This window comes from Priestia sp. ST2, assembly GCF_055810735.1.
On record NZ_JBVVNT010000001.1, the window covers coordinates 61,224 to 85,634 of the forward strand.

24 protein-coding genes are annotated in these 24,411 nt (G+C 38.4%); 21 read left to right on the plus strand and 3 right to left on the minus strand.

All coding sequences use genetic code 11. The annotated features are described in order from the left end of the window. Nucleotides 1-102 precede the first annotated feature (102 nt). The 4 genes from thpR (at nucleotide 103) to AC0KUU_RS00340 (ending at nucleotide 4,939) form a co-directional block, all read left to right on the plus strand. Nucleotides 103-657 carry an RNA 2',3'-cyclic phosphodiesterase gene (thpR, locus tag AC0KUU_RS00325; RefSeq protein WP_043975930.1) on the plus strand — a complete coding sequence of 185 codons (555 nt, stop codon included), beginning with the start codon at nucleotides 103-105 and terminating at the stop codon, nucleotides 655-657. 135 nt (nucleotides 658-792) lie between these two features. Beyond that, nucleotides 793-1,719: a hypothetical protein gene (locus AC0KUU_RS00330; RefSeq protein ID WP_043975932.1), complete on the plus strand. Its 927-nt coding sequence runs from the start codon at nucleotides 793-795 to the stop codon at nucleotides 1,717-1,719. A gap of 92 nt (nucleotides 1,720-1,811) precedes the next feature. Then, nucleotides 1,812-3,953 (plus strand): type I pullulanase, encoded by a 2,142-nt coding sequence (pulA, locus tag AC0KUU_RS00335; RefSeq protein ID WP_322552461.1) that lies wholly within the window; start codon nucleotides 1,812-1,814, stop codon nucleotides 3,951-3,953. Between the two features lie 191 nt (nucleotides 3,954-4,144). Further along, the gene (locus AC0KUU_RS00340; protein WP_028410490.1) at nucleotides 4,145-4,939 is read left to right on the plus strand and encodes a phosphotransferase family protein; all 795 of its coding nucleotides are present in this window, start codon (nucleotides 4,145-4,147) and stop codon (nucleotides 4,937-4,939) included. 6 nt (nucleotides 4,940-4,945) lie between these two features. Here the strand turns inward: AC0KUU_RS00340 and AC0KUU_RS00345 are convergent, their stop codons facing one another. Beyond that, nucleotides 4,946-5,224: a YtzH-like family protein gene (locus AC0KUU_RS00345; protein ID WP_013059510.1), complete on the minus strand. Its 279-nt coding sequence runs from the start codon at nucleotides 5,222-5,224 to the stop codon at nucleotides 4,946-4,948. 127 nt (nucleotides 5,225-5,351) lie between these two features. Here AC0KUU_RS00345 and trmB point away from each other — a divergent pair, with 127 nt between their 5' ends. Both trmB and AC0KUU_RS00355 read left to right on the plus strand, forming a co-directional pair. Further along, the gene (trmB, locus tag AC0KUU_RS00350) at nucleotides 5,352-6,002 is read left to right on the plus strand and encodes a tRNA (guanosine(46)-N7)-methyltransferase TrmB (RefSeq protein WP_013059509.1); all 651 of its coding nucleotides are present in this window, start codon (nucleotides 5,352-5,354) and stop codon (nucleotides 6,000-6,002) included. Between the two features lie 75 nt (nucleotides 6,003-6,077). Then, a complete protein-coding gene (locus AC0KUU_RS00355; protein ID WP_098599916.1) occupies nucleotides 6,078-6,935 on the plus strand; it encodes a YtnP family quorum-quenching lactonase in 858 nt (285 codons plus the stop codon). On the opposite strand, the gene AC0KUU_RS00360 is transcribed toward AC0KUU_RS00355, so the two are convergent. Further along, nucleotides 6,904-7,215 carry a PepSY domain-containing protein gene (locus AC0KUU_RS00360; protein ID WP_025750689.1) on the minus strand — a complete coding sequence of 104 codons (312 nt, stop codon included), beginning with the start codon at nucleotides 7,213-7,215 and terminating at the stop codon, nucleotides 6,904-6,906. The two genes, AC0KUU_RS00355 and AC0KUU_RS00360, sit on opposite strands and share 32 nt — an antisense overlap. 152 nt (nucleotides 7,216-7,367) lie before the next feature. Here AC0KUU_RS00360 and AC0KUU_RS00365 point away from each other — a divergent pair, with 152 nt between their 5' ends. The 8 genes from AC0KUU_RS00365 (at nucleotide 7,368) to murC (ending at nucleotide 16,996) form a co-directional block, all read left to right on the plus strand. Continuing rightward, nucleotides 7,368-8,441, plus strand: coding sequence for a M42 family metallopeptidase (locus tag AC0KUU_RS00365; RefSeq protein ID WP_013059506.1), 1,074 nt, complete (start codon nucleotides 7,368-7,370; stop codon nucleotides 8,439-8,441). Nucleotides 8,442-8,499: 58 nt separating this feature from the next. Beyond that, nucleotides 8,500-9,024, plus strand: coding sequence for a DUF84 family protein (locus tag AC0KUU_RS00370; protein WP_162215037.1), 525 nt, complete (start codon nucleotides 8,500-8,502; stop codon nucleotides 9,022-9,024). 153 nt (nucleotides 9,025-9,177) lie between these two features. Beyond that, nucleotides 9,178-9,495, plus strand: a complete 318-nt coding sequence (locus tag AC0KUU_RS00375) for a thioredoxin family protein (protein ID WP_013059504.1) — start codon at nucleotides 9,178-9,180, stop codon at nucleotides 9,493-9,495. Nucleotides 9,496-9,567: 72 nt separating this feature from the next. Further along, the gene (locus tag AC0KUU_RS00380; RefSeq protein WP_014457994.1) at nucleotides 9,568-10,380 is read left to right on the plus strand and encodes a DUF1444 domain-containing protein; all 813 of its coding nucleotides are present in this window, start codon (nucleotides 9,568-9,570) and stop codon (nucleotides 10,378-10,380) included. Nucleotides 10,381-10,382: 2 nt separating this feature from the next. Continuing rightward, on the plus strand, nucleotides 10,383-10,988 hold the full coding sequence (gene ytpR / locus AC0KUU_RS00385; protein ID WP_013085234.1) for a YtpR family tRNA-binding protein: 606 nt from the start codon (nucleotides 10,383-10,385) through the stop codon (nucleotides 10,986-10,988). A gap of 429 nt (nucleotides 10,989-11,417) precedes the next feature. After that, nucleotides 11,418-14,516 carry a DNA translocase FtsK gene (locus tag AC0KUU_RS00390; RefSeq protein WP_322552460.1) on the plus strand — a complete coding sequence of 1,033 codons (3,099 nt, stop codon included), beginning with the start codon at nucleotides 11,418-11,420 and terminating at the stop codon, nucleotides 14,514-14,516. A gap of 339 nt (nucleotides 14,517-14,855) precedes the next feature. Beyond that, complete coding sequence (locus AC0KUU_RS00395) at nucleotides 14,856-15,509, plus strand: hypothetical protein (RefSeq protein ID WP_043975948.1); 654 nt, start codon at nucleotides 14,856-14,858, stop codon at nucleotides 15,507-15,509. A gap of 185 nt (nucleotides 15,510-15,694) precedes the next feature. After that, nucleotides 15,695-16,996: a UDP-N-acetylmuramate--L-alanine ligase gene (murC, locus tag AC0KUU_RS00400; protein WP_013059499.1), complete on the plus strand. Its 1,302-nt coding sequence runs from the start codon at nucleotides 15,695-15,697 to the stop codon at nucleotides 16,994-16,996. A 40-nt stretch (nucleotides 16,997-17,036) separates the two neighbouring features. On the opposite strand, the gene AC0KUU_RS00405 is transcribed toward murC, so the two are convergent. Next, complete coding sequence (locus tag AC0KUU_RS00405) at nucleotides 17,037-18,152, minus strand: aminopeptidase (RefSeq protein WP_013085232.1); 1,116 nt, start codon at nucleotides 18,150-18,152, stop codon at nucleotides 17,037-17,039. A gap of 281 nt (nucleotides 18,153-18,433) precedes the next feature. Here AC0KUU_RS00405 and AC0KUU_RS00410 point away from each other — a divergent pair, with 281 nt between their 5' ends. From AC0KUU_RS00410 to motS, 7 genes are all read left to right on the plus strand, one after another. Next, nucleotides 18,434-18,919 carry a DUF948 domain-containing protein gene (locus AC0KUU_RS00410; RefSeq protein ID WP_013085231.1) on the plus strand — a complete coding sequence of 162 codons (486 nt, stop codon included), beginning with the start codon at nucleotides 18,434-18,436 and terminating at the stop codon, nucleotides 18,917-18,919. A gap of 27 nt (nucleotides 18,920-18,946) precedes the next feature. Then, entirely contained in the window at nucleotides 18,947-19,402 is a 456-nt protein-coding gene (locus AC0KUU_RS00415; RefSeq protein ID WP_013059496.1) for a YtxH domain-containing protein, read from the plus strand. A gap of 219 nt (nucleotides 19,403-19,621) precedes the next feature. Next, entirely contained in the window at nucleotides 19,622-19,945 is a 324-nt protein-coding gene (ytxJ, locus tag AC0KUU_RS00420; RefSeq protein ID WP_043975951.1) for a bacillithiol system redox-active protein YtxJ, read from the plus strand. Nucleotides 19,946-20,273: 328 nt separating this feature from the next. Next, complete coding sequence (locus tag AC0KUU_RS00425; protein ID WP_043975954.1) at nucleotides 20,274-21,350, plus strand: bifunctional 3-deoxy-7-phosphoheptulonate synthase/chorismate mutase; 1,077 nt, start codon at nucleotides 20,274-20,276, stop codon at nucleotides 21,348-21,350. Between the two features lie 558 nt (nucleotides 21,351-21,908). Further along, nucleotides 21,909-22,907: a catabolite control protein A gene (ccpA, locus tag AC0KUU_RS00430; RefSeq protein ID WP_025750682.1), complete on the plus strand. Its 999-nt coding sequence runs from the start codon at nucleotides 21,909-21,911 to the stop codon at nucleotides 22,905-22,907. Between the two features lie 53 nt (nucleotides 22,908-22,960). Next, nucleotides 22,961-23,764: a flagellar motor protein MotP gene (gene motP / locus AC0KUU_RS00435; RefSeq protein WP_014458004.1), complete on the plus strand. Its 804-nt coding sequence runs from the start codon at nucleotides 22,961-22,963 to the stop codon at nucleotides 23,762-23,764. Beyond that, a complete protein-coding gene (gene motS / locus AC0KUU_RS00440) occupies nucleotides 23,754-24,410 on the plus strand; it encodes a flagellar motor protein MotS (protein ID WP_080781548.1) in 657 nt (218 codons plus the stop codon). Before motP ends, motS begins: the two co-directional genes overlap by 11 nt. Nucleotide 24,411 lies beyond the last annotated feature (1 nt).

Sequence of the window (24,411 nt, forward strand, 5' to 3'; positions counted from 1 at the left end):
AAAAACCTCTCTATTTCATCCGAAAAAACCTTTAAAATAGATCTAGCTCTTTTTGAACATAACCAATTGGGGAAAGATAATAAAAAGAAAAGGAGCGATTTGATGAAAGGCGATAAACATTATTTTATTGGAATCAACGTGCCTGTATCCATTGCACATCAGGCAGAAAATTGGGCAAAGGAATTAATACCTTTTCCTTTCAAACAATGGACATACCCTGACGATTATCATATAACGCTACAATTTTTAGGGTTTTTAGATGACAAAAAGGAAAAGCTGATTACGCGCTTAAAAGAGGTAGCCTCCCGTCATTCAAGTTTTTCGCTGCAGACAGGTCAGTACGATGTGTTCGGTGCGTATAACAAGCCTAGAGTGCTTTATGTAAGCCTTAGGCCAAATGATAAGCTTATGAATCTGCAAAGGGATATACAGGCCGTATGGGGAGATCTAAGCGGCTTATATGAAAAACGTCCTTATCGTCCTCATATTACGATTGCAAAGAAGTGGGGAGGGGAAGCCGGACTTTTGGAAGAACAGTTAAAACAAACGTCGATTGAAGAACAGTTTCAAGTAAGTTCGTTTGCCCTTTTTGAAGTTCATCCTGCTAGCAAACCTAAATATAAAAAAATACTATCTTTTTCCTTGCAGTCACAGTAGCATATGAACATACAAGCATGGAGAGAGGTTATTTAAAAATCGCTCTTATCAAAGGAAAGAAAACGCCGATGATAATAGAGAAATCATCGGCGAACAAAGTTTTAGAGGAATTTTAATTAGGGGATTGATGTAAACGTGGCGCAGCTACTTAAGGTGCAAGATTATATTTCCCGTTATGAAAAAGACGTTTATCACTACACGTCTCAGTTTAATCACTTAAAAAAGCATAATTGGAAGAAAGCAAAGCAATTATTTGAAGAAGGGCTATTACATGAGCCGCCTGTACAAGAAGAAACAAAAGCTCAACGTTCATTTTTGCAAAAAGCAAAAGAGCGGTTTACAAGAAAAAAAGAAACGTGTGAAGTGGAAGAAGCGTTCTCTAGCGATAGCGTGGAAAATCAAGAGCTATTGAGGTTTACAACTCTTCCACAAACAGCGGAAGACTTGAAAATATTGTTTTTAGAAAATGTATTTGATCTTCAAATGAAATGGGCTACATCCACTTTATTTGAGTTCTCACAAGCAGATCGTAAATATTACCATGATGAAGCTCTCCGTTATTTTATTCAGCGCTTTCCTGATACATGTCTCGTGATGTACAAGCCTGTTTTCCTGATTAATAAAGCTCCGGTAGAAGGAGATATCATTATTGTTACTCCAACGGAAACCCTCTGTATTTGTTTAATAGAAACATATAAAAGTGCTGTTTTTCAGTATTCAAAAGAAAATTTTTGGACAGAGTTAAGAGGAAGAGATCAAAAAAAGATATTAAATCCTTTAATTGGGTTAAATCGAACGGAGCAAATTGTCCGAAGCATCTATCGTACTCACGATATTGAACATAACGTAAAGAAAATATTACTGAGCAGAAATGGATACATTGATTACGCTGCGGAGCCTTATCAGGTTGAATTTGTAGATGCTAGAAAGTATGAAGAATGGTTTTGTGAACTTAGGAAATCTAAAGCACCTTTAAAGTTTAAGCAGATGAAAGCAGCTCAAGTATTGCTCGAACACAGCCAGAGTATTTATTTTGACCGGGAATTCGAAGCAGGTGAATAATACGAACATTCACGCTATGAAAGTGCTTTCGTTTTTGCGTTTACTACATATAATGCTACTAAAGAGGTAATTGGCATAAGGAGGAGAAAAGGATGACTGGTGATAATAAGTTTCAAGCTTATTTAGATCAAATAGATCGTATTACTCTTTTAGTTCCAACTTCTTATCATGAAGGTCAAATTGATTTTTTTGTGATTAAAAGTACACAAATACATGAGACCATCTCTATTGAAAACGTACATGAATTAGAAGGTTTTATCAAATATGAAGGCAAGGTTGAAGGTAGCATAGAAATTGGACAGTCGTACGTTATCTGTGATAATTACGGAGAGAAAGTTCCGCTGCAGGTAGGGGCTGTTATACGAACCAAAGAGTTTGATGAGAGATTTTATTATAATCAAAATGATTTGGGTGCAGCCTTTTATTCAGATCATATTATGATAAAAATTTGGGCCCCGACTGCATCAGCAGTGATTTTAAAATTAATACATGCAAACAGCGGCAAAGAAGAACTGTACGTCATGGCTCGTCAAAGAAAAGGCGTATGGGAAAAGAAACTTCCCTTAGATAAAGAAGGATATTATTATCGATTTTTAATAGATGTAAACGACCGGACAAATGAAGCGGTGGATCCTTATGCCGTTGCAGCTACAGCAAATAGTGAATACGGAGTTCTGATAAATCTTCATACAGCCTATGTTCATCCCCATGAAAAGCCACCTTTCCTTCAGCCAACAGATGCCGTTATTTACGAAATGCACGTTCGCGACTTTTCTATTCATCCTTTAAGCGGGATAGAAAAAAAGGGCACATACCTAGCTGTTACTGAATCAAGCGGGCAGCCAGGCAAAACAACAGGTCTTCATTATTTAAAAGAGCTAGGAGTGACCCACCTTGAATTTCTTCCTATTAACGATTTTGGCGGAGTAGATGAATTAAACCCTCATGCTTCTTATAATTGGGGGTATAATCCATTGTTGTTTAATGTACCAGAAGGAAGCTACTCCGCTGACCCTTCAAATCCTGCCACTCGTATTGCTGAAGTGAAACAATTAATATCAACACTTCATCAACAGGGATTCCGTGTTATTATAGATGTAGTTTATAATCACGTATTTGTACGAGAGGAATCACCTTTTGAAAAAATTGTTCCGGGCTATTATTTTCGACATGATGAGTTTGGGATGCCTTCGAACGGGACGGGAGTAGGAAATGATTTTGCTTCTGAACGGAAAATGGCGCAAAAGTTTATTATCGATTCAGTATTGTTTTGGATAAAAGAGTACGACGTTGATGGGCTTCGCTTTGACCTCATGGGGATTTTAGATATAGAAACGATGAACATCATTCGGGACAAAATAAATGAAATTGATTCTACTATTTTGGTGTTTGGCGAAGGCTGGGATTTAAATACTCCTCTCCCCTATAATCAAAAAGCAATTATGGCGAATGCCCGCCAAACGCCTCAAATCGGCTATTTTAATGATCGCTTTCGAGATTCTGTAAAAGGAAGCACGTTTGATGTATATGAAAAAGGTTTTATCAGCGGAAATATTTATCAAAAAGAGACCGTGCAATCTGTGATAGCGGGGAGCATTCTGGATAAAGAAGACAGCCGGGCTTTATTTATAAATCCAGCACAATCAGTTAATTACGTTGAATCACATGATAATCATACGCTGTGGGATAAGTTAACGAATTCAAATGGAGAAGAAGATGAAGACATTCGTAGAAGTCGTCACCGCCTTGCTACTGCTATTGTACTTCTTTCGCAAGGCATACCGTTTCTTCATAGTGGTCAAGAGTTTTACCGCACTAAACAAGGCGTAGAGAACAGCTATAATTCACCCGATGATATTAATGCACTTGATTGGAATCGACGGATCAAATTTTCTCCTGATGTGAATTGGGTTCAAGAGCTGATTCGTATTCGCAAACAGCACGGTGCATTTCGCTTGGGAGATGCTTCAGCGATTAGGCAGCATGTTTCTTTCCTAAATACGCCGCAATCCGTTATTGGCTATTCCTTATCAAACGTATTGGCTTACGGTCCGTGGAAGAATATTATTGTGTTTTTTAATCAAGGCCTAATGGAAGAAAAAGTAGTTTTGCCAGAAGGACCATGGAAAATAGCACTTGATCATTGTAAAGTATATAAAAATGGGTATCCTACTATAGAGGATAATGCTATAAACGTTTCAAAGCTTAGCGTTCTTATTTTATTTCAAACGTAATTATTGTCTTCAACCACTTGACGAAAAAAGTATGATGGAGATAATATTTATAAAGGATGGCTATTGATACATATCCTCAATAGCCGTCTTTTTTATTTACTAAGAAAATAACGTCATGATGTCTTAATAGATTGCTTTATTGAGTGAAATTTTTAAACGAAATGTGTGTGTTGAAATTGAAGGTGAATTGGTTGGAAGATATATTAGGAAGCGAATGGGAAATTACTCCTGCTGGCGGAGCGACAGGAGAAGCTTATTTTGCAAAATTTCAAGACCGAAAGCTTTTTTTAAAGCGTAATTCATCACCTTTTTTAGCAGTATTGTCAGCTGAAGGAATCGTACCGAAGCTCGTGTGGACAAGACGAATGGAAAATGGAGATGTGATCACAGCTCAGCACTGGCTAGATGGTCGAGAATTAAAACCAAAAGATATGAATTCGAGTCGAGTGACAGAATTGCTTAGTAAAATTCATCATTCAAACGAGTTATTAGATATGTTGAAAAGGTTGGGGAAAACACCGCTTCTTCCCGAAGACGTGCTAGCCGATATTGTAGAGAATGTGGACGAGCGACTTCAAAAAGAAAGTATTGTAGAGCAGGGAATCAGTTATTTACAAGCAGAGCTTCCGTCCGTTCAGACAGATAAATATGTTGTGTGTCACTGTGATGTGAACCACAATAACTGGATGCTTGGAGAGAATACGCAGCTATATTTAATCGACTGGGACGGAGCGATGATTGCAGATCCTGCTATTGATTTAGGTTTATTGCTTTATTGGTACATCAATCCATCTCAGTGGGAAGAATGGCTTGAGCATTATGGAGTTGAACTAACCGAGAACTTGAAAAAGAGAATGAAGTGGTATGTGATAAGTCAAACCATTTTATTCATTGAATGGCATCGTTCGAAAAATGAACATTCTGAAATGAACTACTGGCTTGAATATCTTCGGATGTTGCTCGTCAACGACATTCAAGCACAGTAGCAAAGATTATGACAAGGTAGATAGTTCTTGGACCCATTGTGATAAATTTTGTTGATTGGTTTGAATATGTTCGTCTAAATGAGCAGCACTTTTTGCATCTTGCGTGTATTTATACACGTTTTGTAGTGTTGCTTGTACGTCTGTGCTAGCGTATCCTTTTGCTAACATTGATTGAATTAAACGTTCAACCTGTTCACATTCCGCAACCGTTCCGCAGCAATCACTTTGATGATTAGATAAAATATCTTTTAATATATTCATTTGGTGTTCGGCATTTAAAGGCATTAAGCATCATCCTTTCTCGTATGATGCTCTTATTTTTTTCTATCTAAACACAATTATGCATGAGAATGTCGGTTGTTTCGAATAACCGACATTTTCAATGCGTCAAAATACATTAAAGAGGTGCAACATGAGATTACGAAACAAACCTTGGGCAAAAGATAAAATTGCTGAAAATCCCCAATACGTGGTTCCAAACCCAGCAGAGTATAAAGGGAACTGGAAAGAGGTTTTTGGAAACGAAAATCCTCTTCATATTGAAGTAGGAACAGGAAAAGGCCAATTTTTAGTAGGGATGGCTAAACAAAATCCGCATATCAACTATATTGGAATTGAAATGTATGAAAGTGTCATCTTAAGTGCTCTAGAACGATTGATTGAAGAAGAGCTTCCAAATTTAAAGCTGTTGAATGTAGATGCTAACCACCTTAGTGAGTTTTTTGCAAAAAATGACGTGGATCGCGTTTATCTCAATTTCTCTGATCCATGGCCAAAAAAGAGACATGCCAAACGCCGTTTAACATACAAAACGTTCTTAAGCATGTACGAAAACCTGCTGGTTGATGGTGGAGAAATTCACTTTAAAACAGATAATCAAGGTCTATTTGAATATTCATTGACAAGCTTTTCAGAATATGGGCTTCTTCTCAAATACATTAGCTTAGATTTGCATAAAAGCGATTTTGAAGGCAATGTTATGACGGAATATGAAGAGAAATTTTCACAAAAAGGCAGCCGTATTTACCGCTGTGAAGTAAAATACCTGAACGAAAAAGACTGAGTCCCTCAGTCTTTTTTTGTTCAAAAAGAGAAGGAAATAGTGATAAAATAAAAAGGAATATAATGGAGGTGTAAAATGGAAACGTTAACAATAGGCGAATTAAAAGTGACATGGCTTCGTGGAGGGAATAATCATTTAGACGGAGGAGCAATGTTTGGTGTTGTTCCAAAAGAGCTTTGGACAAAAAAATATCCTATCTCAGAAGGAAATCGAATTCCAATGAGAACTGATCCTTTGCTCGTTCAAACTGAAAAACACCTCATGTTAATTGACGCAGGTATAGGGAATGGTATGTTGGATGAGAAAAAAAAGCGTCATTTTGGTGTAACAGAAGAATCATTTATTGCTGAAGATTTACAAAAGTTAGGGTTTACGTGCGAAGATATTACTCATGTCATTATGACGCATCTTCACTTTGATCATGTGTCAGGCTTAACAAAATGCAGCAACGGACATTTTTCCTCTGCTTTTCCAAATGCAGAAATCTTTGTTAGTGAGATCGAGTGGAATGAAATGAGAAATCCTAATATACGTTCTAAAAATACGTATTGGAAACAAAATTGGGAATTTATTCAGCATCAAGTAATAACATTTAGCGATAAAGATGAAATTGTGCCTGGAGTAACGGTTCATCATACCGGCGGTCACAGCGATGGTCATGCTGTAGTTGTATTAAAAGGAAACAATGACATCTTAGTGCACATGGGCGATCTTTTGCCAACACATGCACATCAAAATGTCTTATGGGTAATGGCATATGATGATTATCCAATGACTTCGATTGAACAAAAGCAGCAGTGGCTAGCTTATGCCTATGAGAATCAAGCTTGGCTAAGTTTTTATCATGATGCTTTTTATCGAGCTGTAAAATGGGATAACAAAGGAGAAATAGTTGACGAAATTAAACGGGTGCATTCAGCGTCAATTCAATAATAGAACCGCTTTTTTTATCAATGAAAAACTCGTAATGTTCCTGTTTTGCATCACGTGTTCTGATAATTCCACCTGTATAACCATAAAAAGAGAGACCATGTTTTTGAATGACTTTAGTCGTTGTTTCAATCCATGAGCCATCAATTGCCCCATTTTGTTTAAAAGCGCTTTTAACAATCGTAAGGGCTTCCGATGAGGAAATTGACGACTTTCTTTTTTGAAGAATATAAGCGCTTGCAAATCCGACTGCAGCTCCTGCTATTAGTTGAGTCCATTTCACGTTATTCACCTGCTTTTTAAGGATATGTTTTCATCATTATATCAAATTGTCGAATGCTTTGTTAAGTTGAGTTATAGAAGAGAAGGACGGAACTAGCAACTATTTCCGGTTTTCGATACAATAAAGAAAATGATACATAAAGGAGAGTATATATGAACAATGAAACGCTATCTCTATTTAAAACATTAACGGAGTTACCAGGTGCCGCTGGAAACGAACATCAAGTACGTTCATTTATGCGCTCGCAAATTGAACCCCTTGTAGATGAAGTCATTCAAGATGGGTTAGGAAGTTTATTCGGCGTTCGCTATAATGAAGAAAAAGGTCCTAAAGTAATGGTAGCGGGACATATGGACGAAGTAGGATTTATGGTTACGTCTGTAACAGATAAAGGAATGCTTCGTTTTCAAACTCTAGGAGGATGGTGGAGTCAAGTACTGCTAGCTCAACGCGTCCATGTTGTTACAAAAAAAGGTCCTATCACCGGCGTAATTGCTTCTATCCCTCCTCATTTATTAGACGAATCACAGCGCAACAAGCCAATGGCCATTAAAAATATGATGATTGATGTGGGCGCAGATAGTAAGCAGGAAGTAGCAGAAATGGGCATTCGTCCTGGCGACCAAATTGTACCGATTTGTCCGTTTACGCCAATGGCAAATGAAAAGAAAATACTGGCGAAAGCATGGGATAACCGCTATGGGTGCGGACTTGCGATTGAATTATTAAAAGAAGTAAAAAATGAAAAATTGCCAAATATCTTATATTCTGGAGCTACTGTGCAAGAAGAAGTAGGACTTCGCGGTGCTCAATCAGCTGCGAATATGATTAAACCGGATTTGTTTTATGCACTAGATGCTAGTCCAGCTAACGATACATCAGGCGATAAAAATGCATTTGGACAATTAGGAAAAGGCGTATTACTTCGTATCTTTGACCGTACGATGGTCACACATAGAGGAATGAGAGAATTTATTTTAGATACAGCTGAGACAAACAGCATCCCTTATCAATACTTTGTTTCTCCAGGAGGTACGGATGCAGGGCGCGTTCATACTTCTAATAATGGAGTTCCTTCTGCGGTCATCGGCGTATGTTCACGTTATATTCATACTCATGCTTCTATGATTCATGTAGATGACTATGCAGCTGCAAAAGAATTACTAGTCAAACTTGTACGTTCTACAGACCAAACAACGCTCGATACGATTAAGCAAAACGGATAAAAAAGAACAAAGCAGCTGCTTTTGCGGTTGCTTTGTTTCATAATGACAGGAGAAAAAAATGAAAATTGCAATCGGAACGAAAAATCCAACAAAAGTAAATGCAGTAAAAAAAGTATTTGGAGATACTTTTACATATGTAGAGGTAGGCGTGCAGTCCGGGGTATCGCCACAGCCTTTTTCTGACGAAGAAACCATCCAAGGAGCGGTTAATCGCGCGCGTGCTGCTGTGAAAGAGACAGGTGCTGATATTGGTATTGGGCTTGAAGGAGGGGTGCAGGAAACGCCTCATGGCTTATTCCTTTGCAATTGGGGAAGCCTTGTTACCTCTAAGGACCTTGAACCGATTTTAGGTGGAGGGGCTCGTATTCGGCTTCCTGAAGCGGTAGCCGGTATGCTTCGTCATGATAAAAAAGAATTAGCCGAAGCTATGGAAGTGTATACAAACCAAAAGAATATCCGAAAAAAAGAAGGAGCAATCGGTATTTTCACCAATGGAAATTTAGATCGGACCGCTATGTTTTATCAGGTTGTTTTAATGCTAAAAGGACAGCTTGATTTTAGGACAAATCAAGCTGTTCAATAGGAAATTTCTTTGTAACCCTTTATAATAGAAAAGCATCAGTGTATGATAGTTGCAACAACTCATATACTATGTTTTGATGTAGAAGGATTAAATAATGTATAGGGCTTTAGCCGTTTAAATACGAAAGTAAAAGAAAAAGTGGAGGAAAGAAAAATGGAAAAAATGCAAACAATTGAACAATACAAAGAAATCATTAAAGAAGGAAAGCATATCATGATGTTTTCAGCAGACTGGTGCCCAGATTGCCGAGTAATCGAGCCTGTGCTTCCAGAAATTGAGGCGAATCATAGTGAGTATACCTTTCACTATGTCGACCGCGATGACTTTATCGATCTTTGTGCAGAATTAAGCATCTTTGGAATTCCAAGCTTTGTTGGTTACAGCAACGGAGAAGAAACAGGGCGTTTTGTCAGCAAAGACCGTAAAACAAAAGAAGAAATTGAAGAGTTTATTAACGGCTTAAATGCATAAATCAAGTGAAGACTGATAGCGATTTACAGCTATCAGTCTTCATACATAAAAATGAGAAAAGGAGGCGTAAATATGGCGAAAATGAATAGTCAAAAGATGAGAAAACTACTAGAAGAGCGATTAACGGGTGCAGATTGGTCATTTTTATTTGATCGTGAAAAAGATACGCTGCGCGTTGAACATCAGGAAACGAAAAAAGGTGTAACCATTTCTTTACCTGGGCTAATTGCAAAATGGGAAGAAAAAAAGGAAGCGGCTCTAGATGAAATGGTATATTATATAAAAGAAGCTCTTCGTGTTATGAACGATGAACAGCAGGTAACGGGAAAAGAAAAGCGCATTTATCCAGTTATTCGCTCAACGTCTTTTCCAGATAAATCGAATGAAGACGTGCCGTTGATTTATGATGAACATACAGCTGAAACACGCATTTATTATGCGCTTGATTTAGGCAATACATATCGTCTATTAGATGAGAAACTAATTCGCAAGGAAAATTTAGATCTATCCGCAGTGCGGGAAATGGCTAAATTTAATCTTCGCTCTTTGCCGATTTCACATAAAAAAGATACGGTAGCAGGCAATGACTTTTATTTTGTAAATCAGAACGATGGATACGATGCAAGTCGAATTCTTAACGAGGCATTTTTGCAAGATTTTGCTTCTAGTGTTTCGGGCACAATGGCTGTAGCAGTACCTCATCAAGATGTGCTGATTCTAGCTGATATTCAAAACGAAACGGGTTATGATATTCTTGCGCAAATGACCATGAGCTTTTTTGCAAGTGGACGTGTACCCATCACAGCTCTTTCATTTTTATACGAAAACGGTGAGCTAGAACCTATTTTTATTCTAGGAAAAAATCGCAGTAAAGGACGGGACTAATTATGAATCTTTTTTATAATAAAGAAGGTATCGGCGATACATTAATCGTCAAGCTAGAAGATATCGCAATTGAAAATCGCACGTTTGAAACAAAAGGCGACGTTGTGCGTATCTTTGATCAAAAATCAAATACAACAGCTGGCTATAACATCTTTCATGCTTCTTCTAAGTTAAAAGTAGAGGGAAATGGTTCTCTTGAATTAACAGAAGAAATGGTGGAAGAAGTAAATCGTGTACTTAGCGAAAGCGGTTTTGAAGGTAAACTTGAAGTGGATTTATCTCCTAAATTTGTAGTGGGATACGTTCAAGAAAAAGAAAAGCATCCAAATGCAGATAAGCTGAACATCTGTAAAGTAGATGTTGGCACAGAAACACTTCAAATTGTGTGTGGAGCACCAAATGTAGACGCAGGTCAAAAAGTCGTGGTAGCAAAAGTAGGAGCGGTTATGCCAAGCGGCATGATCATTAAAGATGCAGAGCTGCGCGGTGTGCCTTCTTCAGGTATGATTTGCTCTGCTAAAGAGCTGGCGCTTCCGAACGCTCCTCAAGAAAAAGGAATTCTAGTACTTGAAGACAAATATGAAGTAGGTCAACCTTTTCAAGCATAAAAGCAGAGTGCGATACTGATTTATAGGGCAAAAGCATGATGTTTTTTTACACGTATATTTCAAAGCGTTACAGTTGCTGAAAAGCAATTGTCAATTCTTAAAAAGGTTTGATAAAATTAAAAGCCACTAGTATATACTAGTGGCTTTTTTCGCGTTTAATTATGAGTGCTAACTAGACGCAAAAAAATATTTTTGCAAAGAGGAATTTTACTGTATAAATAAGGGAAGCAAAATAGTAGATTTTATAGTAAGAGTTCAAGCATACGTGATAGAATGATAAATGAAAAGATAGTATATATATCCATCTCAGAGAATACTTTGAGGCCAAAGGTAAATAAAGGATGCATGGATAGCTTTTTGTAGATATCGCAGCACTGCGGTATAAGAGGCTAAACGAAGTAAGATAGTCTGATAGAAAGAGTGATAAAAATGGGTTTTGTACGAAAAGTAATGGATTATTTACTAGGATACGAAGTGAAAGAAATTGTTGTAGACGAACATGGAAATACAACGGAAGAATACCCTTTAAATAGAGAAAAAACAATTCCTAAAAAGAAGGCTCCTAAGCCTAAACAAATGCAGTCAGTGCATCAAAAGCCAGTGATGAAAGCAGCGCCAAAACCTTCTGTTCCACACTCGGCCAGAACGCAAAAGCGGAGTTACAGTGAAGAACAGCAAGATGTTCATACAAAAGTAGCTTATCAATATCCAAAAGGAACGTTTCGTTTTCCTTTAATTGATGATAAGGGAGAAGCAAAAAAGGCAGCAGCGCCTAAAAATGAACCAAGGCCTGTAACAAAAAAGGCACCGGCTCCGTTTTATCAAGAGCCTGTTCGCAAGTCGGCGCTAACGCAGCCTAAGTCAGTATCTCAGCCGTTAAAAACGGTATCTGAAAAGAAAGAAGCGGTTCCGCAAGTAAGAAAACGTCCGTTTCGTCCTACTGAAATTCCTTCACCTGTCTATGGGTTTAATAAGCGGCCTTCTAATGTTGTACAAAACGGAAGTGAGGAAGTAGTAGAATATGAGCTTCCGAGTACACAGTTATCAAAAGCGGCGTTTGAAGATGAAATTTACCGACGAGCGATGAATACAGCTGTTGTAGAGCCGTTAAGAAAACCGGTTTCTAAGCCTATAGCCGAAGAAGCACCGATTCAAGAAACAGAAGAAATGATGCAACTGTCTTCTCAGCGTTTTGCTCAGTGGAAGCAATATGAGGAAAATCAAAAAGAGAAGCTATCATTTCCTGAAGAAAAGCCAAGTTCTTCAGTAGCCGTAAAAGAACAGGAAGAGGTGCCAGCTTTTGAAGAATCACACGCGGTCGAACCGTTAGTGGGACAAGAGAGCACTCTTGACTGGGATTCAGCGAAAGGTATGACAGCGCCCGAAGAAGTTCCAATTTCAGAGGAAACGCGCCCGTCTGAACCATCAGTTTCTCTCCAACAAGAGATAGGAAATGAGACTGAAGAAGTAGAAACGTTGATGGACGGAAGCGAAGTGTTTTTACAAGCAGCAGAAGAAGTAGAAGCACTAAAGCCTAGAAAGAAAGAAGAAGCTCCAGCTGCTAAGAAAGAAAGTGACGTCATTCTAGAAGAGCCAGCAAACAGTGTTCATATGGAAGCAGAACATGAGCTGAATTCTGAAAGTTTAAATTCATCGCAACCCGCAGCTGATGAATGGCAACCAGAAGCGGCATCGGCTGTTGTTCACCAAGAGCTTGAAAATTTGGTGATAAAAGAGGAAGAAAGCAGTATGCAGGAAAGTCAAGAGTTACAAGAACAAGTACAGCAAGAGTCAGCTGTAGAACCTCTTGTACCTGCAGAACAGCCAGGAAATGCTGAACGAGGTCGCGGTAAGCGATTAGTGCCTTTTAACGTGATGATGCTGAAAAAAGACCGCACAAAGATGAATAACAGCGCTCGAGAAAAAAGTCAGCCGTCTCAAGGTTCATACCAAGGGCAGGAGACAGAAGCTCTGCAAAAAAAAACGGAAGTAAGTAGGCAAGAAGAAGTTCACGGTGAAAAAACCAAAGAAGCAATTCCGCAGGCTTCGTTAAAAGCTGAAGAACCTGTAAATGTAAAGGCTTCTTCTCCTTATGCATTTCCTGGAATGAACTTGCTTAACATTCCTCCAGCTGCTATTGAAGAAGATAATCAATGGGCGGATGAGCAGCGTGAGCTTTTGGATATGACATTAAAAAACTTTAACGTTCGAGCTAAGGTAGTAAACGTCACACAAGGTCCTACCGTGACCAGATTTGAAGTACATCCTGAACCCGGTGTGAAAGTGAACAAAATTACGAATTTAACAGATGATATTAAACTGAGCCTAGCCGCGCGTGATATCCGAATTGAAGCGCCAATTCCAGGGAAAAATACGATTGGAATTGAAGTGCCAAATCGTCAAAGTAAGCCGGTGTTAATTCGTGAAATTTTGAGGCATCCCTCTTTTAGAAAAGATAACTCTCCTTTAACGGTGGCTTTAGGGTTAGATATTTCAGGAACGCCGGTTGTGACTGACTTGAATAAAATGCCTCATGGTTTGATTGCCGGAGCGACAGGGTCTGGTAAAAGCGTGTGTATTAATACTATTATCGTCAGCTTGCTTTATAAAGCTGCGCCGCACGAAGTCAAGCTTATGTTAATTGACCCTAAAATGGTTGAGCTAGCTCCTTACAACGGTATTCCGCATTTAGTCAGCCCGGTTATCACGGATGCTAAAGCAGCTACTACAGCTTTAAAATGGGCAGTAGAGGAAATGGAGCGCCGTTATGAATTGTTTGCACATGCGGGCGTACGTGATATTACAAAATACAACGAACGTGTAAAAGAACATAATGAAAAAAGCGGGGAGCTCCCATATCTAGTTATTATTATTGATGAACTAGCCGACTTAATGATGGTATCTCCTGGGGAAGTAGAGGAAGCTATTTGCCGTATTGCACAAAAGGCAAGAGCATGTGGCATTCACTTATTGCTTGCAACTCAGCGTCCTTCCGTAGATGTGATTACAGGCTTAATTAAAGCGAATGTGCCAACGCGTATTGCATTTTCTGTTTCTTCGCAAGTTGATTCACGTACAATTATCGACACAGGGGGAGCAGAGAAGCTACTAGGTAAAGGTGATATGCTGCTTCTTGAAAACGGCTCTTCTAAAAGCGTTCGAATTCAAGGGAACTTTGTTTCAGATGAAGAAATTGACCGCGTTGTAGATCATGTCAAAAAGCAAATGAAGCCAACATACCTATTTGATCAAGAAAATTTGTTGAAAAAGCAGCAGAGCTTTGCTTCAAATGAAGAAGATGAGCTTTTCTATGAAGCATGCGAGTTTGTGCTAGACCAAGGCGGTGCATCTACTTCCAGTCTGCAAAGACGCTTCAGAATGGGGTATAATCGCGCTGCGCGCCTCATTGATATGATGGAACAGCAAGGCATTATTTCAGAAGCAAGAGGAAGCAAGCCGAGAGATGTGCTCATTACCGAAAACGAGCTTCAGGAAATGGAAAGTCAAACAGCCACTTCTACATTTTAAGCTGTTTTTCTACATGTAGGTTAAAAAAGAGGCTATGCAAGATCAGCAGGATACAGCATTGTGTGAGCTAACGCTCTGTCACTGTATCCGTCGCCTCTTTTTTTCCTGCTTTAAGTTCGTTTATACAGAATTTGAGTAGAGATTTTGGAAGAAATCCATGAAGAAAAAAAGGAAAAGGTTTGTCAGAACTAGTAAAATGATTTACTATATGTAAGGATAATGTGTGTGTTGCTTTTTTAGCATGTGATAGTTTGCTATCATTTCTCACCAGCAGAAACATATGAGCTGAAGGCGTATAAAGAGGACAAACTAAAATAATTAGAGTACGAGTGAAGAGTAATGAGAGAAGAAAATCATGAACTGATTAACTTTAATGAAATTCGTGAACAAAAGCAGCTTCAGTCTGATAATGCTATTTGCGACTTTTACAATCAATATTTCTTTTTTGTGAACCGCTATACGAATATACGAGAAAAAGTGCGGGCTTCACATTTATTTAAAGAGTTAGTAAACTTGCCTCATGAGGCGCCTCTGTCTGATTCCCATGAACAATTATTTTTTCAGTGGTTTGCATTTGAATATGTAACCATTCAGGGGAAAACCCTGCTGCAGCTTTTTTTAGCTGATCAGGCAAAGCAGAAAACAGAGTCGTTTTTGATTCAAGGAGCCTTTTTTTTGACGAGTGTACTAGAGCCAATTATTGTGTCTAAAGTACCTAATTCGTTTTTCTTAAAAGGATATACCCCATTGACAAATGAGCAGGTTATCATCAAAGATGTAAGAGGAAGATTTGCAAATTTAGAGGAACAACAAGTAATTTGGATTCGAAAAATAAAATCAATCGGATATGACGTGTTAATTGACTCTTTCTTTTTAGGACATAAACAACGCATTGAACAGTTAGTAACGCAATATAATGACAAAAAAAATGCAATGACATGGCGCTCGTTTTTAAAACAGCAGGCTATATACTATGTGATGAAGCCAAAATAAAAGGCCGTTTCGCAAGGGAAGAGAGTAGAAATGGAGTCATGGAGTTATGTTATAAGAAGTGATATAATGTACGGATGTTATCGTGAAATCAGCAATCAAACGACATTTATATACGTTTGTAAGAGCAATTCTAGATAACCGTCATATACTGTCTTACAGATAGACGAATGTTGGAGGTTCTTTATATGACAGTTTACCATTTTGTAGGTATTAAAGGAACAGGAATGAGTGCGCTTGCGCAAATCCTAAACGATATGGGCTTTCAAGTTCAAGGATCGGATATTGAAAAAGAAATTTTTACGCAAAAAGCACTAGAACAGCAGGGAATTCCTGTTTTACCATTTGATAAAAATAATATTAAAGACGGCATGACTGTAATCGCAGGAAATGCTTTTCCTGATACGCATGAAGAAATTGCAGAAGCAGCTTCAAAAGAAGGAGTCAAGCTTGTACGCTATCACCGTTTCTTAGGTGACTTTATGAAACAGTATACGAGTGTAGCCGTAACAGGAGCACACGGAAAAACATCCACAACGGGTATGTTAGCGCATGTGATTCAAGGAGCTGAACCTACTTCATATTTAATTGGAGACGGTACGGGTAAAGGTGTAAAAGACAGCAAGTATTTTGCGTTTGAGGCATGTGAGTATCGCCGCCACTTCTTATCTTATACGCCAGACTATGCAATTATGACGAATATTGATTTTGATCACCCTGATTATTTTGCCAATATCGACGATGTATTCAGCGCGTTCCAAGAGATGGCACTTCAAGTCAAAAAAGGAATTATTGCCTGTGGTGACGATGAACATCTGCAGCAAATTCAAGCGAAGGTACCTGTTCTTTATTACGGCTTAGGCGAAGAAAATGATTTCCAAGCACGTAATATCGTAAAAAGCACAACAGGCACAACATTTGATGTGTTCGTTCGTAATACATTCCACGCATCATTTGAAATTCCAGGGTATGGCGACCATAACATCTTAAATGCACTTTCTGTTATTGCACTTTGTCATTATGAAGAAATTGACGTTGCTGTGCTGCAAGAGCGTTTTAAAACATATCAAGGTGTAAAACGTCGTTTCAGTGAAAAGAACGTTGGCAAACAAGTGCTAATCGATGATTATGCACACCATCCAACGGAAATTAATGCAACGATTTCAGCTGCTCGTCAAAAGTATCCAAACCGTGAAGTTGTGGCTGTTTTCCAACCGCATACTTTTACGCGTACACAAACGTTCTTAGAGGACTTTGCAGCAAGCTTACAGCACGCTGATAAAGTATATCTATGTGATATTTTTGGATCAGCTCGTGAGCATCAAGGTAAATTATCAATTGAAGATTTACGAAGCAAAATCAGCGGAGCTGAATTAATTAATGAAGAAACAATTGAATCGTTAAAAGACCATAATGAAGCTGTATTAGTATTTATGGGTGCTGGAGACATTCAAAAGTTTGAAAAACTATATCAGCAAACCGTATCATAAAAAAAAGGCACTCAGGAGAGTGCCTTTTTTCTTTCAAAACTCATTTTAAATTTTCAGGATTTAACGCTTTTAATTCCTCAATGACAAATAACCCGTCTTTACGAATTAACACGTCATCGAAATAAATCTCACCGCCGCCGTATTCTGGGCGCTGAATCATCACCATATCCCAGTGAATATTTGACTTGTTTCCATTATACGCATCTTCGTAGCACTCGCCAGGAGTGAAGTGGAAACTTCCGTCAATTTTTTCATCAAATAAGATGTCTTGCATTGGATGTTGAATATATGGATTTACGCCAATCGCAAATTCGCCAACAAAACGTGCGCCTTCATCCGTATCAAAAATGCCGTTGATGCGTTCTGTATCATTAGCGGTTGCTTCAACAATCTTACCGTTTTTAAATGTTAAGGATACATTCTCAAACGTAAAGCCTTGATAGTTAGAAGGAGTGTTGTAAGAAATTGTTCCGTTTACAGAATCACGTACAGGAGCCGTGTATACTTCACCGTCCGGAATATTCATTTCCCCGGCACACTTCACTGCAGGAATATCTTTAATAGAGAACGTTAAGTCTGTATTCTCACCTGTTAAACGCACTTTGTCCGTACGGTTCATAAGCTCAACCAAAGCATCCATCGCTTTGCTCATTTTGCCATAGTCTAAGTTACATACATCAAAATAAAAATCTTCAAATGCTTCTGTACTCATTTTAGCAAGCTGCGCCATTGAATCGTTTGGATAGCGAAGAACAACCCATTTTGTTTTTGGAACGCGAATTTCTCTATGTACTTTTTTACCGATCGTATTCCCTTGGATTTTCATTTTATCTGCCGGAACATCTGATTGTTCAAAAATGTTTGAGCCAGAACGCAAGCCAATATAAGCATTCATTTCCTTCATCACATTTGCTTCGAAGTCTGCCATCATATTGAACTGCTCTTCTTGTGCACCGTTTAAAAGAGCGCGGTCTACCGAATGATCTTTTAGCAGTACAAATGGATAACCACCCGCCTTGTACGCTTCATCTACAAGTGCTGTCACAAGTTCGCGCTGAAGTCCAAAGTTTTCGATTAATACTTTTTCTCCTTTTTGAAGGCGAACAGAATAATTAATTAAATTTTTAGCTAATGTCGCAATTCTAGGGTCTTTCATAAATAGTGCCTCCTTAAAATAGCAATGATTGGTGATTCACTTTCTATTGTACCCCACTGAGCTTATTTTGTTTGTTTTTATGCTTTAAAATCCTTTTTTTCTTTAGGAAGGGAAATAACTCATATATCGCGAAATAATGTACAATCTTCCCTTTTTCTGAATAAAAGCAGAGAGAATATGGTAAAGTTAAAGAGTCTATAGGGAATAGAAGGTTTAATTGTTTATAAAATTGGGAAAGTAGTTATAACAAGAGAGAAGAAAATAGGAGGTGCCTTGCACAGATGGTTATTATTCTTTATTTAAGCGCTGCTATTGTTGCCATTGCGATTTTTTACCTGGTGGTTTCCGTGTCCAAAACATTGAAATCCGTTCAGCACACATTAAATTCAGTGGCAGGTACTTTAGACGGTGTAGAAAAGCAAATGACAGGAATCACAGCTGAAACAACTGCACTTTTACATAAGACTAATCTGTTAGCTGAAGATATTCAGCGTAAATCCGAAGCGCTGAACACAGTGGTGGATTCTGTTAAAGGCGTAGGTGACTCAATCCAAGACCTAAATAAGTCTATTAAAAGCGTATCATCAAGCGTTTCAGAGAAAGTAGAAGAAAATAAAGAAACTGTTGCTCAAGTTGTTCAATGGAGCAATGTTGCATTAGACGTATGGGAACGTATAAAATTAAGAAAACAGAAAAAAGTTGAAGCAGAGCCTGTACCTGTTGAAGTAAAAGAAAAAGCGGTTCAACGCTCACGCTCATTTTCATAAGGATGAACTTTAAAGGAGGAGACGCATATGTCAAACAAACCAAATAAACCAAACAACACTTCAAATAAAGGCTTTTTAGTAGGAACAGTGATTGGAGGAGTTGTAGGAGCTGCAACGGCATTACTACTTGCTCCAAAATCAGGTAAAGAGTTCCGTTCTGATTTAAATGAGCAGGCAGCTTACGTTCGTTTAAAAACAGAGCAAGCGAAAAACAGCGCTGTTGAAAAAGGACAAGGGTTTGCTCAAACGGCTAAAGAAAAAACGGCTGGTTTATCACAAACACTGTCTGAGCAATCTTCACAAGTAGTGGACAAGGTGAAAAACTTCCGTAAAGTAGATCCTGAACACGAAGCATTACCGCCAACAAGCTTAGAAGTGCTTGCTGATGAAGTTGAGTCTCAAAGCAACGAAGACGTTCAGCAAAAGCTAACAGAAGCTCAAAAAGCACTAGATGAAGTGGAAAGCACAGTGCCACGACCATAATAAAGAATCAAAAGCGTTTACCCTATAGGGTGAACGCTTTTTTTGTATGTAATTTAGGTTGTATAACAACAAGTAAATATAAATAATTGTTTCATTGCAGAAAAAAACTCCACCTTATAAATGAATTTATGAGCATCATACATAAAGCTGAGCACTCTTTTTGTATGGAAACGCTCAAACCATGTAAACTTAAGAGTAAGTACAGAAAGGGTGAAAAAAATGAAAAAAATTTCAACAGTTGAAGAGTTCGAACAAGTTGTAAAGGAAAACAATCGCTTTTTATTTTTAAAACACAGTACAACGTGTCCAATTAGTGCAGCTGGTCATGAGGCATTTTCAGCATTTGCTTCTGGTCATGAAGACATTCCTTCTTATTATCTTCATGTTCAAGATTCACGTGATGTATCTAACTATATCGCTGAGACGTATGAAGTGAAGCATGAATCACCTCAAGCGCTTCTGTTTGAAGATGGAAAAGTGAAGTGGCATGCTTCTCACTGGAACATTAACAAAGACGAATTAGCGAAAAACGTAGCTCACTAATCGAAAAAGTATTTTAGTAAAAGAAAAATCCGAACATTAATCGTTCGGATTTTTTCATTGGAAGGGTGAACGTAGGTTTACTGTATGACAAGCAATCCATAATAGATTGTTTATCCCAATTTTTCGCCTTTAGGTTGGAGCGATTTAGCTATGCCTCAACCTCTTTTTTTTATAAGCTGATTGCGGTTTCATCCGCTTTTTCGTACAATAGATGTAGTTTAGCACATAAAAGCAGAGAAGCCCCTTACATATATCCTCCATCATCTATCATCTTATGTAGTAACCCTGCTAAACGGATTTTTTAAAATCAGTGAAAGGGTGGACGTACATGACGAATTCAAATCTTCAGCATTTGCGATCTCAAATTGACGAAGTAAATATGAAACTGTTAAAGCTTATTAATGAGCGAGGCGAGCTTGTTCAAGAAATAGGAAAGTTAAAAGGCATGCAGTCAACCAAACGATTTGATCCCGTTCGTGAACGAGCAATGCTTGATGCGATTTTAAGTAAGAATGAAGGACCGTTTCAAACGTCTACGCTTCAACATATTTTCAAAGAGATTTTCAAAGCTCATTTAGAGCTTCAAGAAGACGATCATCGTAAAGCACTTCTTGTATCCCGTAAAAAGAAGCCGGAAAATACAATTGTTACGGTAAAAGGAGAAACAATTGGTGACGGACTTCAGCGTTTTGTAGCAGGACCTTGTTCCGTTGAAAGCTATGAGCAAGTAGCAGCCGTAGCAAAAGCCGTGAAGCAGCAGGGCGTGCGGATGCTTAGAGGCGGAGCCTACAAGCCAAGAACATCTCCTTATGATTTTCAAGGCCTTGGCTTAGAAGGATTGCAAATTTTAAAAAGAGTAGCTGACGAATACGATTTAGCCGTTATTAGTGAAATTGTCGATCCCGCTGATATTGAAACAGCTGTAGAATACGTAGATGTGATTCAAATTGGCGCTCGTAATATGCAAAATTTTGAGCTGTTAAAAGAAGCGGGTGCGGTGAAGAAGCCTGTCTTATTAAAGCGAGGCTTAGCCGCTACGATTGATGAGTTTATTAATGCTGCTGAATACATTGTTTCAAAAGGAAATGACCAGCTGATTTTGTGTGAACGAGGAATTCGTACGTATGAGCGAGCAACGCGAAATACGCTGGATATTTCAGCTGTTCCCATTTTAAAACAAGAAACTCATTTACCTGTTTTAGTCGACGTCACCCATTCAACGGGAAGACGAGATTTACTTGTTCCAACGGCTAAAGCAGCTCTTGCCATCGGTGCAGATGGAATTATGGCAGAAGTTCATCCAGATCCTGCCGTAGCACTTTCTGATTCAGCTCAGCAAATGGATATCCCGCAATTTACAGAATTTATGAAGCAGCTAAAACCTATATGTAACTTAAATTTATAAAAAAACGTAAAAATGAAAAATTCGTATACTTTTATGACAAGTTTGAGGCACTTAATGGTTTCAAGCTTGTTTGCCTTTCGTTATAATAAAGATAAGCGAAATTATCACGTATTTTGAAAACAGTCGATAACTTTTGTCAAAATAGGAAAGAATAAGTGCAAATCCAAAAAACAAGAATTTATGAAATTCTCGTGAAACTTGTCGGAAAAAGGCGGTAAATACGTTGCGATGAAGCACATAGTATCGTATAGTAGTTACAGATATTCGCTATCATTCTGTGATTGCATATGATATAAATTCGCGATTCACTTTTTTTATTTACTTAATATACACCGTCTTTTACATTGTTACATATAAACTGGTAAAATTGTCTTTGCCACGTAATAATAAGGGCATAACAGGAATGATTTAGATGCATACAGGGTATCTAAGCTGTATGTAAGAGTGAAGGAGCTAGAAATAGCCATTCTATAAAGGAAGATGGATTTATATACGTAAATACAAGAAATGAAATAAGGATAAAATAAACGAAATGTTTTTCGATAAGGAGTGTTTGTTGTGAACGTAACAATTTATGATGTAGCAAGGGAAGCAAGCGTGTCGATGGCAACGGTTTCTCGTGTGGTAAACGGAAATCCAAATGTAAAACCATCAACTAGAAAAAAAGTATTAGAAACAATTGAAAGACTAGGCTATCGTCCGAACGCAGTAGCGCGTGGATTAGCAAGTAAAAAAACAACGACAGTAGGAGTTATCATTCCTGATATTTCAAATATTTTCTATGCAGAATTAGCGCGTGGAATCGAAGATATTGCAACAATGTACAAATATAATATCATCTTAAGTAACTCCGATCAAAATCAAGATAAAGAACTTCACCTTTTAAATAACATGCTTGGTAAACAAGTAGACGGAATCATCTTCATGAGTGGGAATGTAACGGAAGAACACGTAGAGGAGCTAAAAAAATCACCGGTTCCAGTTGTACTTGCAGCATCAATCGAATCAACTAACCAAATCCCATCTGTAACTATTGATTATGAACAAGCAGCTTTTGATGCAGTGCAATCACTAATTGACAGCGGTCATAAAAATATTGCATTCGTTTCAGGTACGTTAGAAGAACCAATCAATCATGCGAAAAAAGTAAAAGGGTACAAGCGTGCTCTTACTGAAAGCGGATTGCCTGTACGTGATTCTTATATTGTAGAAGGAGACTACACGTACGATTCAGGTATTGAAGCGGTTGAAAAACTATTAGAAGAAGCTGAAAAGCCAACTGCTATTTTCGTTGGAACGGATGAAATGGCATTAGGCGTTATTCACGGGGCACAAGATCGCGGGTTGAATGTACCAAACGATCTAGAAGTTATCGGTTTTGATAACACAAGACTTTCAACAATGGTTCGTCCTCAGTTAACATCTGTTGTACAGCCAATGTATGATATTGGTGCAGTAGCGATGCGTCTCTTAACAAAATACATGAACAAAGAAACGGTAGACAGCAGCATTGTACAGCTTCCTCACCGCATCGAGTTCAGACAGTCAACAAAATAATACCTGTGAATGAATAAGAACGAATCCAAAGTTCAGACACGGGGAGATAGAATATGAAAAAAATTGATATGCTCACACCTATAGGGATACTAATTGGTATCTCTATGGTTGTGTTTGGGGTTATTTCAAGTGGGGGAATGAGCGGTTTTTTAGCTTTTATTGATGTACCATCGATTTTAATTGTACTGGGAGGCGTTTTTGGTACGCTGTGCGTGAGCTTTCCTTTAAAACAATTAAAAAATATGGGAAGAGTAGGGAAACAAGCGTTTCAATCTAAAGAAATAAACGTAGAAGAAATTGTAGGAACATTTGTACATTTATCGGAGAAAGCGCGTCGAGAAGGACTTCTATCGTTAGAAGCAGAGCTTGAACAAATCGATGATTCATTTGTGAAAAAAGGTATTTTGCTAGCCATTGATGGAGTAGAACCGGAAATGATTCGAGAGTTGCTTGAAGCTGAAATAGCTGCAGTGGAAGAAAGACATGCGAGAGGTCGAAGTATGTTTGAAAAAGCAGGCGATTATGCCCCCGCTTGGGGAATGATTGGGACGCTCGTTGGGCTAGTGCTAATGCTTAAAAGCCTTAATACCCCTTCATCGCTTGGGCCTAACATGGCAATTGCTCTTTTAACGACTTTCTACGGGGCTCTGCTTTCAAACTTGTTTTTTCAGCCAATCGCAGCTAAATTAGCTGGTAAAACAGAGCATGAGCTTTTTGTTAAAGAAGTGATTATTGAAGGTGTCATCGGCTTGCAGGCGGGTCAAAATTCTCGCTTTGTGCAAGCAAAGCTAAAAGTATTTGCCCCTGTTGAAAAACGAAAGCTGGAAGAAAAGAGAGAACACGTTCGTGAAGCGTAGAAGAAAAAGGTATTCGGCACAGTCGCCAAAATGGATGGTAACATTTGCTGATTTGGTGACGTTAATATTAGTTTTTTTTATTTTACTATTTTCAATGTCTAGCGTGGATAATCAAAAGTTTCAGACCGTTGTCAATTCGCTTACAAGCGGTGGCTCATTAGCTTCTGTAGAAAAGAGCCAGCAGTCTCAAAAGCTGGATAACATTTTAGCGAAAGTGCAGGATTACCTGAAGGGAAATAAGCTTCAGAATGTCATTACTGCTAAGCGAGATGAACGCGGAGTTGTGCTTATTTTACAAGAACAGGTGCTGTTTGAAACAGGACAAGCGGACATTTTGAAAAAAGGCACCCCTTTTCTGGATGAATTAGGAAGGTTATTCAGTACGATTCCAAATGATATTAAAGTAGAAGGTCATACCGACAATCGACCCATTCACACCTATCGTTATCCATCTAATTGGGAACTATCGGCAGCGCGTGCTAGCGGCGTCATACGTTATTTAACGAACCATTTTTCTCTTTCTGCTAACCGCTTTGAAGCACTTGGATACGGAGATACAAAGCCGCTTGTTCCGAACACGTCTAATGACAATCTACAAAAAAATAGACGCGTCGAAATTATTATTTCAGATCCCGAAGCACAGTGAA

Excerpts from the sequence above, each read along its gene's own strand:
- thpR (WP_043975930.1), top strand. The coding sequence starts at position 103 with ATGAAAGGCGATAAACATTATTTTATTGGAATCAACGTGCCTGTATCC.
- pulA (WP_322552461.1), top strand. The coding sequence starts at position 1,812 with ATGACTGGTGATAATAAGTTTCAAGCTTATTTAGATCAAATAGATCGT.
- AC0KUU_RS00345 (WP_013059510.1), bottom strand. The coding sequence starts at position 5,224 with ATGCCTTTAAATGCCGAACACCAAATGAATATATTAAAAGATATTTTA.
- trmB (WP_013059509.1), top strand. The coding sequence starts at position 5,352 with ATGAGATTACGAAACAAACCTTGGGCAAAAGATAAAATTGCTGAAAAT.
- AC0KUU_RS00355 (WP_098599916.1), top strand. The coding sequence starts at position 6,078 with ATGGAAACGTTAACAATAGGCGAATTAAAAGTGACATGGCTTCGTGGA.
- AC0KUU_RS00365 (WP_013059506.1), top strand. The coding sequence starts at position 7,368 with ATGAACAATGAAACGCTATCTCTATTTAAAACATTAACGGAGTTACCA.
- AC0KUU_RS00370 (WP_162215037.1), top strand. The coding sequence starts at position 8,500 with ATGAAAATTGCAATCGGAACGAAAAATCCAACAAAAGTAAATGCAGTA.
- AC0KUU_RS00375 (WP_013059504.1), top strand. The coding sequence starts at position 9,178 with ATGGAAAAAATGCAAACAATTGAACAATACAAAGAAATCATTAAAGAA.
- AC0KUU_RS00380 (WP_014457994.1), top strand. The coding sequence starts at position 9,568 with ATGGCGAAAATGAATAGTCAAAAGATGAGAAAACTACTAGAAGAGCGA.
- ytpR (WP_013085234.1), top strand. The coding sequence starts at position 10,383 with ATGAATCTTTTTTATAATAAAGAAGGTATCGGCGATACATTAATCGTC.
- AC0KUU_RS00390 (WP_322552460.1), top strand. The coding sequence starts at position 11,418 with ATGGGTTTTGTACGAAAAGTAATGGATTATTTACTAGGATACGAAGTG.
- AC0KUU_RS00395 (WP_043975948.1), top strand. The coding sequence starts at position 14,856 with ATGAGAGAAGAAAATCATGAACTGATTAACTTTAATGAAATTCGTGAA.
- murC (WP_013059499.1), top strand. The coding sequence starts at position 15,695 with ATGACAGTTTACCATTTTGTAGGTATTAAAGGAACAGGAATGAGTGCG.
- AC0KUU_RS00405 (WP_013085232.1), bottom strand. The coding sequence starts at position 18,152 with ATGAAAGACCCTAGAATTGCGACATTAGCTAAAAATTTAATTAATTAT.
- AC0KUU_RS00410 (WP_013085231.1), top strand. The coding sequence starts at position 18,434 with ATGGTTATTATTCTTTATTTAAGCGCTGCTATTGTTGCCATTGCGATT.
- AC0KUU_RS00415 (WP_013059496.1), top strand. The coding sequence starts at position 18,947 with ATGTCAAACAAACCAAATAAACCAAACAACACTTCAAATAAAGGCTTT.
- ytxJ (WP_043975951.1), top strand. The coding sequence starts at position 19,622 with ATGAAAAAAATTTCAACAGTTGAAGAGTTCGAACAAGTTGTAAAGGAA.
- AC0KUU_RS00425 (WP_043975954.1), top strand. The coding sequence starts at position 20,274 with ATGACGAATTCAAATCTTCAGCATTTGCGATCTCAAATTGACGAAGTA.
- motP (WP_014458004.1), top strand. The coding sequence starts at position 22,961 with ATGAAAAAAATTGATATGCTCACACCTATAGGGATACTAATTGGTATC.